The following is a 12,156-nucleotide window of genomic DNA, read 5'->3' as shown; positions in this document are numbered from 1 at the left end:
ATTCTATTTTTTTAATACCCAAGTGTCTTTTGATCCTCCTCCTTGTGATGAGTTTACAACCAAGTTTCCTTTTTTTAATGCGACTCTTGTTAATCCGCCTTTCAATACAAAATCAACATCTTTTCCTAATAAGGTAAAGGTTCTTAAATCGACGTGTCTAGACTCAAAAGACTGGCTATCATCAATATAAGTAGGATGTGTAGACAATGACATGATAGGTTGTGCAATGTATTTTCTTGGATCCTTTTTTATGTTTTCTTTTACCTTTTCAATCTCTTCTTTTGATAACTTATTACCTATTGAAATACCGTATCCTCCTGATTCATCTACAGGTTTTACCACCAACTTATCAATATTTTCAAGCACATAACTCAATTCGTTCTTTCTACTGCAATGGTATGTATGTACATTATTTAAAATAGGATCTTCATCAAGGTAGTATTTAATGATCTCGGGCATATAAGTATAAATGGCTTTATCGTCTGCAACACCTGTTCCTGGTGCATTAACTAGAGCTACATTCCCTTTTAAATACACCGAAAATAAACCAGGAACTCCTAGTAAAGAATCTGCTTTAAAAACTAAAGGATCTATATACAAATCGTCTACTCTTCTGTAAATAACATCGACTTTCTCAATACCATAAATGGTTTTCATGTAAACAAAGTCGTTTTCAACAAACAAATCCCGTCCTTCAACTAAAAGGATTCCCATTTGCTTGGCTAAAAAACAGTGTTCGTAATAGGCAGAATTATACACACCTGGTGTTAAGATAACACATACAGGATTATCTACTCCTGTTGGTTTTACCGACTGCATGGTTTCTAAAAGTTTAGAACCATAATTGACAACCGTATGCGTTTTATACTGGTTAAATACACCAAAAAGCGCATGTTTTACCGCACCACGATTCCCTATTACATAACTCACTCCCGAAGGACAACGAATATTATCTTCTAACACATAATATTGTCCATCGGAGTGTTTGATTAAATCTGTTCCAGAAATATGATTGTAGATACCTTCCGGCGGATCAAAATTAATCATCTCTGGTAAAAAGTTAACAGAGGAATCTATTAAAGACTTTGGTACAATATTTTGTTTTATAATTTTTTGCTCGTGATAAACATCCCAAAGGAAAAGATTCAAAGCTTTGCTGCGTTGCAACACTCCTGATTCAATAGTTTCCCATTCTTCATGATCGATAATACGAGGAAACAAATCGAAAGGGAATATTTTTTCATTCACCTCATTTTCACCGTATACTTGAAATGTAATACCTGAATTAAAAAAAGAATCTTTCGCCTGAATATTTAAACGATTAAATTCTGAAACGGAGTAAGCCCCAAAAAGTTCAAATAACGTTTTGTAAATGACTCTAACATCATCTCTTTTAGCAAATAATTCATCATAAAACCTAGAATCATACTCGTATGATGAAAATAATGGAAGGTTAACTGGGTCTTTCAAATCTTTTAATTTAGTAATTACGCCTTGAGTTATCCATTAAATTTAATAAATATTTAAGGACAAATTACTAAATACTATAAGGACTTTTTTTACGCAATAATTATGGATGCATTATTAATAAAATTAAGCTCTGTTTTTTAAATAATTAAAAACAAACTCACCAAGAATGATTAGGAAAACTGAAATACACCTAATTATATTGAAGATTTGATAATTTTTAAAACCAATAATAGTTTCAAAAAATCGAAATATAAAGACTTATCTTTTTAAAAATGAAATACTTAATAAGTAACAAAAACTAAATCTACTGTATAAACATCATATTTCCGATTATCAAATTATAAAATTTGAGTGCTTTTTAAATGTTTTAATAGGTAATATTTAACCATCTTTTCTTAAAATATTGTCGATAGCAGTGATCCAATCTTCGATATTAGTCTTATCTGTATGAAGTGCTACACTCCCATTTCCATAAGGTTTATAGATATCTACGGTAGTTACCGAAAAGAAACCAACTGTTGGTGTTAATGAAGCGCTAGCTAAGTGCATGACTCCGTTATCTGCCGCGATAAAAATACTCGTATTTCGAAAAATACTCGCCATTTCACGAATGTCTTCACTATAAAAATTGGGAGCTTTAAAATTAATCCGTGAAATATTTTCTATAGGGAGCATTTCAATGATATTAAACTCTGGGTATTCCTTTTGTAATCTTGCATAAAAGGTTTCCCACCAAGTTTCAGAATAGCATTTGTTCCCAGTGGCGTTCGTATAAATACAAATGGTTTTCTTGTCATTTTTAGTGATACCATACAAAACTTTTTTTCCGTTCGAAATTTCAGCGGCATTCAGTTTAATATCCAATAACGGCATTTTTTGATGTTCATCTTCAATACCTAACACCTCTAGGTAATGTCTCAGATTATAAACCGGATATTTTGAAATGTGCTTATAATCTTCATACTTACTAATGATGCTTTCATCCACATCACCAAAAATTTTAAATTTTGCATTGGCTAATTCAGTCAGTAACCTTCCAGAAGATGAATTTTTATCGGCATTTATCACTAAATCATAGGACCTACTTTTAATAGAAATCCAACATTTAATATATTTAAAAAGATTGCTCCACGGTTTTTTAGGGAGCTTTATAATTTCTGAGACTTCTTTATAATTTTCAAATACAGGATGTGCCACACCGCCTTTAACAAACAAATCTACTTGACACCTAGGAAACGTACGAATGACTTCTTGAACCAATGGTGTTAAAAGTAATTGATTGCCTAATCTATGGTTAGGACGTATAATTAAAACTTTTTTGATGTCTTTAATATGAAGATCTCCTTTTTGAGGCTCTACATATGAAGCGCCTACACGTTTTGTGAGGGCATGCATTATCTTTCTTCTGTAATTGTTTATTTTTATTTTAAAAGACATGACGTTTAATCTTAATTTTTAACTACTAAATGAAACAAAAATAAGTAAACTACTTTTTACCTTTATACAAAGCGTTTAAAGCTAAGGCAGCAATAATCATTGTAATACCTAAAAGACTCCATAAGGTATAAACCTCTCCGAAAATAAAAGCACCAAACATCACTGTAAAAATGACTTCTAAATATTTTAATGGCGCAACCTGATTCGTAGCAGCTATTTGAAATGCTTTAGTCATATAAACTTGTCCAAAATAACCAAAAACACCTAAGGCAAATAGCATAAGCCATTCAACACCTACAGGGTTAGTCCAATTAAACAAGGCCATGGTTCCACCAATAATGGTTGAAATAACCATAAAATAGTTTACTACAACCACCGGATGATCTGCTTTTCCAATTTTACTAATCACGACATAAACTAAACCACTAAAGAGAGCGGAGACAAAAATAAGTAACAAGCCATAAGGATCTAATGTGGCATCAAATCCTTTTAAAATGACTACACCTACAAACGCCACAAGAAAAAAGAACCATTGAATAGGCTTAACCTTTTCTTTAAGTAATAAAACAGCAAACACTGCAGCAAAAATAGGCGCCATATAACGCAATGAAACGGCTGTACCTATTGGCAGGTATTTGGTTGACATAAAAAATAACGCCATGGAGGTTACTCCAACAAGTCCTCTTAAAACTAACAGTTTTCTTTTATTTCCAAGGATTGAAATTTTATTTTTCAATAGGAATCCAAAAGTAAAAAACAAGGAACTCAGGGATCTAAAAAACACAATTTGAAACGCATCATAATGTGTCAAATATTTTACTATGGCATTCATACATGTAAAAGCTAAGGTGCTTATTATCATGAATTTTATAGCGTTTCTAACGTCCATGTGCTCTTAATTTAAATTTTCGATTAGAATTTATGAAATATACCCCCGTAAGTAATACGATAGCTGCACATATAGATTGCAGTGAAATTTGTTCATTTAAAACCCACCATCCTAGAATCAAAGCAATGATAGGATTAACGTAAGTTGAAGTTGCTACTTTTTCAGGGGAGACGGTTTTTAAAAGATAGTTGAATGCTGTAAAAGCAATAAGGCTTCCAAATAAAATTAGGCCTAACATCGACCATTGTACTTCATTTTGCCAAGTATTTGGCCAAGACCAAGATTCGTTTAAAATAAGACTAATTAGTCCTAGGAACGTACCACCACATAACATTTGGTATCCTGTATTTACAAAATGATTACTTGGTAAATCGGCCTTTCCAACAAAAATACTGGCATAAGCCCAGCTAACCATACAGGCAAAAATGGTTATCATGCCTAAAATTTGTCCGTCTTGATTCAAAATTTCTTTTTGCCCTACTAATAAAAAGATGCCTATAAAACCTAATAGTACACCAAAGAAAGACATGAGTGAAATACGCTTACCTTGAAGCATACGCAAAAGTAAAAGCACAACTAAGGGCTGGGCAGATATTTCTAAAGCAGCAAAACCACTATCGACATATTTTAAGGCCCAAACAACAACACCATTACCAAAGGTTAGAAACAGAAAACCAGCTATAGCTGTGTTTTTAAGCTGATTTAGAGTGATTTTTAGACTTATTTTAGAAACTTTAGCTATAAGAAAAATTAAGCCGCTGGCCGTTAAAAAACGTACGGAGGCTAAAAAAAAAGGTGGTAAATTGCTTACAGCTATTTTATTAAGTAAATAAGTGGAACCCCAAATCACATAAATGGCAAAAAAGGATAAAATGATAAGAATCGTTTTACGCGATATACTCATATATCTGCTTAGGGGTTTGTAGTTTAAACTACAGGATAAAAATTTTTAAATCTTTTTTACTTGAACGGCGTTCATACCTTTTTGACCACGTTCTAGTTCGTAAGTCACTTTATCATTTTCTTCAATAGGCTCTAAAGTTCCGCTTATATGAACAAAATATTTTTCCTGATTTACACTATCAATAATAAAACCGAATCCTTTAGAATGATCAAAGAAAGACACTTTACCTTCTTTAGCTACTGGCTCCTCTTCTATGCGATCTTCTTTTTTAGGAATTCCTAATTCAATGGATTCTGCCTCAATCTTTTCACGCATCGCAGGATCTGGAGGTGTGTCTGTTAAGTTCCCGTTAAAATCAACGTAAGCAAACTGAATCCCTTGTGGGTTTTCTTTAGCTTCCGCTCTTCGAGCTTCTTTCTTTTTTTGCTTTTCCTCACGCTTTTTTAAACGTTTCTTCTCTTTTTCAATTTTGTTAAAGGTAACTTGCGATTTTGCCATAGTTTATCTATTCGGACAGAATTTAATGAATTAATAATACTGCAAAGATAAACCTTATTTTAAGTAAGCTACAATTATTAATGTTATTATTATGGAATGACTTAATCTTCTGGTGGAAAACCGTGAATTTCTTCAAAAACTTCATCAAAATTAGAGCGTAAATAAGAATTTAGCTTTTTTCGATAATCCCCTTTTAACCAATCTACAAAGTTATAGGTGCTTTTACTTATACATTTTGTGTAACGCTGAATTCTAAAATCGATATCATCACCCAACATTTTAGCTAAACCAATGGCATCGTAAACGTCTTCACTGTTTTCAATACAAATTTTGGCATGTTGTTCTATAGATCGTTCTAAAACCACTTTTGAAGACTCTCCATTTCTAATAGAATCTACATACGTTTTTTGAATATCGAAGTAAACGTCTTTTGATTTACCAAACTCTGCACGAAGTTCTTCTGGCATTTCATACCTAAAATTACTCTCTAGATCTTCATCACTTAAAATAGAATCTAAGTAATAGGTTGGCGATTTAAAGATACGTTGCCAGTCTAAGTCTTCACCCCAAGGTCCAAATCTGTGGAAGTTATTACCTAAATCGATCACAGAAAACGTTCTCTTATTTTTCAAAATACGTGATCCACGACCAATCATCTGGTAGTAAAGGGTTAAGGATTTGGTTGCTCTGTTTAAAATGATACTATCAACCGTAGGCTCATCAAAACCAGTAGTTAATATACTCACCGAAGTTAAAATGGCGTCTGGCGTATTTTTAAACCATTTTAATATCATGGCACGCTCCTTTTTACTATTGGTATTGTCTAAATGTGCAATAGGATACCCCGCTCTTCTAAAGGTGTCATAAACGTGTAAAGACGTATTAATACCATTATTAAAAATTAAGGTTTTCTTACCCTTAGAACGCTCTTCGTAAGCTTGTAATAACTTGGATAGCATATCATTATCGGTATACAAGTCTTCCGATGATTTAACTGTATAATCACCATTCGCTCCAACCACTAACGAGGTTAAACCTACGTTATAAGTAAACATTTCAGCACGTGCTAAAAAGCCATTTTCAATTAAAGATTCTATACTTTCACCTACAATAAGCTCGTCATAATTATCGGTCATTGGCAATTCAATGCTAGAACTTAAAGGTGTTGCGGTAACCCCTAAAATAAACGACTGACTAAAAAATTTAAATAATTTTGTAAACGAATTATAGTGTGCCTCATCAATAATTACCAATCCGATATCCGAAATATCAAGTTTGTCGTCATTTAAACGGTTGTTTAAAGTCTCAACCATAGCAACAAAGCAACTGTAGTCGGCTTGATCACTTAAATCAGCCTTACTATCCACTACTTTGTTATGCACACCAAACTCAGTTAACACTTTAGAAGTTTGACGACACAGCTCAATACGGTGCGTCATAACCAAAACCTTTTTCTTATGGTGCTTTAAATACTGTCTAACAATTTCAGAAAAAATTACTGTTTTCCCTCCACCAGTAGGTAGTTGATACAGTAAATGGTAATCATCTGGAGACTCTTCGAAGGCTTTAAATATTTTATCTATAGCGCCTTTTTGATAGCTATATAGATCTTTTCCTTCTTTTCTTTCTTCTAATTCCGCTTTTGTTGCCGACATGCTAAAAATTTTATGACGTGCAAAAATAACATCTTTAAAGGGTTTATCATACATGAATTGCCTTAAAATTATGTTGTGTTTCTTCAGAATTTACTAAGCAAAAGAGTATTAAGGAATTAATTGCATCTTATAAATTAAAAATTATGAGATAAAAAGTGATATCTTTAGTTTAAAATCTTGAAATAATGCTTTTTTAATAGAAAAAATGTAACAAAAAACACCTTATCCCTTCTAATCACCATAATTAATTAACTCCATATAGATTTTTTAACTTTACACATTCAAATGAAAAAAACAATTTTAAAACTCAGTAGTGCCTTATTCTTATTTTTAAGTATGATTACACAAACAAACGCACAAGATATCACAGGAGCGTGGGCTGGAAACATAAAACTCCAAAAAACCGAAGTTCCAATCCTTTTCAATATTAAAAACGAAGGCGACGGATTAACATGTACCATGGACAGCCCTACCCAAGGCGTAGCTGATTTTCCTATGGATAAAATTGATTTCACAGATAATGTTTTAACCATTGAGTTAAAACAAGTGGGTTTAAAATATGTAGGGAACTATAAAAACAACACTTTTGAAGGAACATTAATTCAAACAGGCACCGAAGATCATCCTTTAACTCTTACTAAAACTGTTAAAACCTTACCTGGTAACACGGATTTACCATCCTCAGAAGCCGAATTAAATAAGCTCATGCAGAAAGGCAAGGGCGATTTTAAATATTCAGTTGAAGATTATTTTGCAAAACCTAAAGCAAGTGCCTTTTCCTTTTCTCCAAATGGCGCTTACTTAGCGTATAAAGAAAAAGATGAAAATGCTAAAAATCACGTTTATGTTAAAAGTCTTGAAACCGATAAGGTAACACAGGTTATTAAAGAAGAAGATGAATTAATTCGTGCTTTTGGCTGGGCAAATAACAACAGACTGGTTTATATCATGGATAAAGGAGGTAATGAAAACTACCATTTATTTGCTGTAAACCTAGATGGAAGCAATCAAGCCGAACTAACACCTTTTGATGGTGTAAAAGTGAATATTCTCAATAGTTTGAAAGAGGATAAAGAACATATGATTATTTCTATGAATCAAAATAATCCTCAAATTTTTGAACCTTATAAAATAAATATTACAACGGGAGAATTAGTTCAGCTTTACAAAAATGATGATGCCGCTAACCCTATTGACGGATATGAATTTGATAAAGATGGCAAACTTCGTGGGTTCTCAAGGTTACGTGATGGGGTTAATATGGATTTATATTACACCACCGATGGTAAGAACTATGAAATCAAAAAGAAATTAAATTGGAAACAAACTTTTAGCATCATTTCTTTTAACTATGCATCTGATAACCCGGATGATGCTTACGTGGTTTCAAACTTAGACACCGATAAAACCGAAATCTATTTATATGATTTAAAAGAAGATAAGGTTATAAAAAAATTGTTTTCTAATAAAGAATTTGATGTGTCTAGTTTAAGGTTATCAAGAAAAAGAAATTACGAATTAGATTACTTTGCTTATGAAGGAGAAAAACAAGAAATCGTTCCGGTAAGTGATTATTATAAAAAACTACACAAAAAAATTACTGCCAAGTTTCCTAAATACAACTACTCTATTGCTGGTGTTACAGATGAAGAAGACAAGTATTTAATTTTCCTGCAGAGTGATAAATTATATGGGATGTATTATGCTTACGATCCTATTAAAGATGAATTCAAGTTACTTTATAATTTAATGCCAAATCTTAAAGAAGAAGATATGGCTGAAATGCGCCCAATTTCTTTTAAAAGTAGAGACGGTATGCACATTCATGGTTATATCACTTTACCTAAAGCTGCTATCGATGGTAAAAAAGTTCCGGTAATTGTTAATCCTCACGGCGGACCACAGGGTATTCGTGATTCATGGGGTTTTAACCCAGAAGCACAACTTTTTGCTAGTCGTGGTTACGCTACATTACAAGTTAATTTCAGAATTTCCGGGGGTTACGGTAAATCCTTTTTAGAATCTGGCTTCAAACAAATAGGAAGAAAAGCTATGGACGATGTTGAAGATGGCTTGCATTATGTTGTGAAAAAAGGTTGGGTTGATAAAAACAATGTAGCCATTTATGGTGGTAGCCACGGTGGATACGCCGTGCTAAGAGGACTAACTAAAACACCAGATTTATACGCTTGTGGTGTTGATTATGTTGGGGTTTCTAACTTATTTACCTTTATGAAAACCATTCCACCATACTGGAAACCTTATATTAAAATCATGAAAGAAGTTTGGTATGATGAAGATGAAGCTTCCGAAAAAGTGATTATGGAAGAAGTGTCTCCTGCATACCACATCGATAAAATTAAAAAGCCTCTATTTGTAGTACAAGGTGCTAACGATCCACGAGTGAATATCGATGAATCTGATCAAATTGTAAAAGCTCTAAGAGAAAAAGGTGTTGATGTTCCTTATATGGTTAAATATGATGAAGGTCACGGATTTCATAAAGAAGAAAACCGATTAGACTTATATAAAGCTATGATGGGGTTTTATGCTGAACATTTAAACAATTAAACAGGAGTATTTCACGTCATTAAATTCATAAAAAAAGCCAGAACATTTTAAATGTTCTGGCTTTTTTTATATTAATTAATAAGCTCAGATATTAGCAGCTAACCAATCTCCAACTTCTTTAGTTCCATAAGCTTTTCCGCCATCGGCTAAATCTTCAGTAACAATACCTTCAGCAAGTGCTTTGTTAACAGCATCTCTAATTGCTTTTCCTTCTTCAGGTAAGTTAAAAGCCGTTTCAAACATCATTGCAGCTGATAAAATAGTAGCCATTGGATTAGCAATATTTAATCCTGTAGCTTGTGGATAAGATCCGTGAATTGGCTCGAACAATGCAATATCAGCACCCATAGACGCAGAAGGCATTAATCCCATAGATCCAGAAATCACAGAAGCTTCATCAGTTAAAATATCTCCGAAAAGGTTTTCAGTAATTAATACGTCGTAACTATTTGGCCATTGCACCAAACGCATAGCAACCGCATCAACAAACTCGTAGCTTACTTCTACTTCAGGGTAATCTTTTTCCATAGCCTGAACGGTTTCTCTCCATAAACGAGACGTTTCTAAAACGTTGGCTTTATCAACACAACAAAGTTTTTTAGAACGTGTCATCGCTAATTCAAAACCTTTTTTAGCTAAACGTTGTACTTCAGCTCTGGTATAAACACAGTTATCGTAAGCCGTTTCGCCTTCATCTCTTCTACCCTTTTCTCCAAAGTAAATACCACCAGTTAGTTCTCTTAAGAAAACTAAATCGGTTCCTTCAATACGCTCTTGTTTTAAAGGAGATTTATCTAATAATGATGGAAAAGTAAATGTAGGGCGCACATTAGCAAACAACCCTAATTTTTTACGCATTTTAAGTAAGCCTTGCTCTGGTCTTACTGGTGCAGAAGGATCATTGTCATACTTTGGATGTCCAATCGCTCCGAATAAAACAGCATCAGAAGATGCGCAAATTTCATGAGTTTCATCTGGATAAGGCTCTCCAACTGCATCGATAGCAGCAGCACCTGTTAAAGCAGGTTTCCAAGTAATTTCATGTCCGAATTTTTTAGCAACAGCATCACTTACCTTTACGGCTTGATCTATAACTTCTGGTCCTATGCCGTCTCCAGCTAAAAGGGCTATATTAAATTTCATTTTTTATTTATTTTAGTCTTTATATTTATTTTTGGTAACAAATTTGAATTTCAATTATTAAATTAATTAATAATGATATTCAACATCTTTTCGGTTGCTATAATCGCCGAAACTGTTTGATCGGAATCTAAACCTCTGGTTTTAAACTCCTTTTCGGTGTTTTTCCAGGTAATAATGGTTTCACATAAGGCATCCGAACGACTTCCTGGTGGAATTCTAACAGCATAATCGATTAAGTCTGGCAAAACCATTAAGCGCTCGTTTTTAAATATACTTTTAATAGCATTCATAAAAGCATCAAATTGTCCGTCGCCCTGTGCATTCTCTTCAAAAGTTTCACCTTCTATAGTAATGGAAACCGATGTTGTAGGTTTCAATCCTTTTGAATGTGTAAGCACATAGGTATTAACCTTTACTTTTTCCTCATATGTTCTATCTAAAACATCAGAAATAATATATGGTAAATCCTCCTTGGTAACCACTTGCTTTTTGTCCCCCAACTCAATAATACGTTGGGTTACCTTTTTTAAATCTTCGTCGTTAAGCTGAAGTCCGAGTTCCTGTAAATTCTTTTGAATATTAGCTTTACCAGATGATTTCCCTAAAGCATACTTACGAGTTCTGCCGAAACGTTCTGGCATTAAATCGCTAAAATAGAGATTGTTTTTACTATCACCATCGGCATGAATACCAGCAGTTTGCGTAAAAACATTCGCTCCAATTATAGGCTTATTAGAAGGAATAACTAATCCTGAAAAGTTTTCTACCAATTTACTAACCGTGTATAACATCTTCTCATTAACCCCAATTTTAAGGTGAGGCATAAAATCGTTAATTACAGCTATGGTACTAGACATTGGTGCATTTCCAGCACGCTCGCCCATACCATTAACGGTAAGATGCAATCCGTCGGCACCAGCATTTAAACCAGCCATGACATTCGCTACTCCTAAATCATAATCATTATGAGCATGGAAATCAAAATGCATTTTAGGATAAGCTTCCTTTATTTCTTTAATGAAGTTAAACGATTCTTCGGGCGTTAATATTCCCAAAGTATCTGGAAGCATAATTCGTGTTACAGCTTGTGAGGATAAAAAGTCTAAAAACTCATAAACATAAGCTTTTGAATTTCGCATACCATTACTCCAATCTTCTAAATATACATTAGTAATGATACCGTGATTCTGAGCAAGCTCAATATTTTCTTTTATTTCCTCAAAATGTTGATTTGGAGTCTTTTTAAGCTGATGAGTTAAATGATTTAATGAACCTTTAGTGAGTAGGTTCTGCACCTTAGCACCTGCCTCAAGCATCCAGTTTATAGAAACACCTTTATCAACAAACGTTAAAACTTCTACGGCTGACAAATGATTATTTTCTGCTGCCCATTTCGTAACATCTTTTACCGCTTGAAGCTCGCCTTCAGACACACGTGCCGAGGCAATTTCAATTCGGTCCACTTTTAATTCTTCAAGTAAAAGCTTTGCGATTGTCAACTTCTCAGAAGCAGAAAACGACACACTCGAGGTTTGTTCACCATCGCGTAATGTCGTATCCATTATTTCTATTTTTCTAAAACTCATGCT

General features: G+C 33.5%; 9 protein-coding genes. 1 reads left to right on the top strand and 8 read right to left on the bottom strand.

Annotated features, from left to right (window positions below):
- Positions 1-3: 3 nt before the first annotated feature.
- The 6 genes from JJL45_RS10925 to JJL45_RS10900 form a co-directional block, all read right to left on the bottom strand.
- A complete protein-coding gene (locus JJL45_RS10925) occupies positions 4-1,470 on the bottom strand; it encodes a circularly permuted type 2 ATP-grasp protein (protein WP_068604636.1) in 1,467 nt (488 codons plus the stop codon).
- 381 nt (positions 1,471-1,851) lie between these two features.
- The gene (locus tag JJL45_RS10920) at positions 1,852-2,907 is read right to left on the bottom strand and encodes a glycosyltransferase family 9 protein (RefSeq protein ID WP_068604634.1); all 1,056 of its coding nucleotides are present in this window, start codon (positions 2,905-2,907) and stop codon (positions 1,852-1,854) included.
- Positions 2,908-2,956: 49 nt separating this feature from the next.
- Positions 2,957-3,796, bottom strand: coding sequence for a DMT family transporter (locus JJL45_RS10915; protein ID WP_082935986.1), 840 nt, complete (start codon positions 3,794-3,796; stop codon positions 2,957-2,959).
- On the bottom strand, positions 3,786-4,700 hold the full coding sequence (locus JJL45_RS10910) for an EamA family transporter (RefSeq protein WP_068604632.1): 915 nt from the start codon (positions 4,698-4,700) through the stop codon (positions 3,786-3,788). The genes JJL45_RS10915 and JJL45_RS10910 overlap by 11 nt, the downstream gene beginning before the upstream one ends.
- 45 nt (positions 4,701-4,745) lie before the next feature.
- Positions 4,746-5,198 (bottom strand): cold-shock protein, encoded by a 453-nt coding sequence (locus JJL45_RS10905; RefSeq protein ID WP_067149307.1) that lies wholly within the window; start codon positions 5,196-5,198, stop codon positions 4,746-4,748.
- A gap of 101 nt (positions 5,199-5,299) precedes the next feature.
- A complete protein-coding gene (locus JJL45_RS10900) occupies positions 5,300-6,853 on the bottom strand; it encodes a DEAD/DEAH box helicase (RefSeq protein WP_067149435.1) in 1,554 nt (517 codons plus the stop codon).
- Between the two features lie 285 nt (positions 6,854-7,138).
- On the opposite strand from JJL45_RS10900, the gene JJL45_RS10895 reads away from it, so the two are divergent.
- On the top strand, positions 7,139-9,424 hold the full coding sequence (locus tag JJL45_RS10895; RefSeq protein WP_082935985.1) for a S9 family peptidase: 2,286 nt from the start codon (positions 7,139-7,141) through the stop codon (positions 9,422-9,424).
- Positions 9,425-9,508: 84 nt separating this feature from the next.
- Here JJL45_RS10895 and leuB read toward each other — a convergent pair whose 3' ends face one another.
- The gene (gene leuB / locus JJL45_RS10890; protein ID WP_067149309.1) at positions 9,509-10,567 is read right to left on the bottom strand and encodes a 3-isopropylmalate dehydrogenase; all 1,059 of its coding nucleotides are present in this window, start codon (positions 10,565-10,567) and stop codon (positions 9,509-9,511) included.
- A 62-nt stretch (positions 10,568-10,629) separates the two neighbouring features.
- Positions 10,630-12,153, bottom strand: coding sequence for an alpha-isopropylmalate synthase regulatory domain-containing protein (locus tag JJL45_RS10885; protein ID WP_068604630.1), 1,524 nt, complete (start codon positions 12,151-12,153; stop codon positions 10,630-10,632).
- Positions 12,154-12,156: the final 3 nt, after the last annotated feature.

Origin of the sequence: Tamlana sp. s12 (assembly GCF_016767215.1) — a bacterium.
In the GTDB taxonomy this organism is placed as follows: domain Bacteria; phylum Bacteroidota; class Bacteroidia; order Flavobacteriales; family Flavobacteriaceae; genus Pseudotamlana; species Pseudotamlana agarivorans.
This window is presented reverse-complemented; position numbering and strand designations above follow the sequence as displayed.

Bases quoted from the DNA above. Each gene is read 5' to 3' on its own strand.
- JJL45_RS10915 (WP_082935986.1), bottom strand. From the start codon at position 3,796: ATGGACGTTAGAAACGCTATAAAATTCATGATAATAAGCACCTTAGCT.
- JJL45_RS10900 (WP_067149435.1), bottom strand. From the start codon at position 6,853: ATGTCGGCAACAAAAGCGGAATTAGAAGAAAGAAAAGAAGGAAAAGAT.
- JJL45_RS10920 (WP_068604634.1), bottom strand. From the start codon at position 2,907: ATGTCTTTTAAAATAAAAATAAACAATTACAGAAGAAAGATAATGCAT.
- JJL45_RS10885 (WP_068604630.1), bottom strand. From the start codon at position 12,153: ATGAGTTTTAGAAAAATAGAAATAATGGATACGACATTACGCGATGGT.
- leuB (WP_067149309.1), bottom strand. From the start codon at position 10,567: ATGAAATTTAATATAGCCCTTTTAGCTGGAGACGGCATAGGACCAGAA.
- JJL45_RS10895 (WP_082935985.1), top strand. From the start codon at position 7,139: ATGAAAAAAACAATTTTAAAACTCAGTAGTGCCTTATTCTTATTTTTA.
- JJL45_RS10905 (WP_067149307.1), bottom strand. From the start codon at position 5,198: ATGGCAAAATCGCAAGTTACCTTTAACAAAATTGAAAAAGAGAAGAAA.
- JJL45_RS10910 (WP_068604632.1), bottom strand. From the start codon at position 4,700: ATGAGTATATCGCGTAAAACGATTCTTATCATTTTATCCTTTTTTGCC.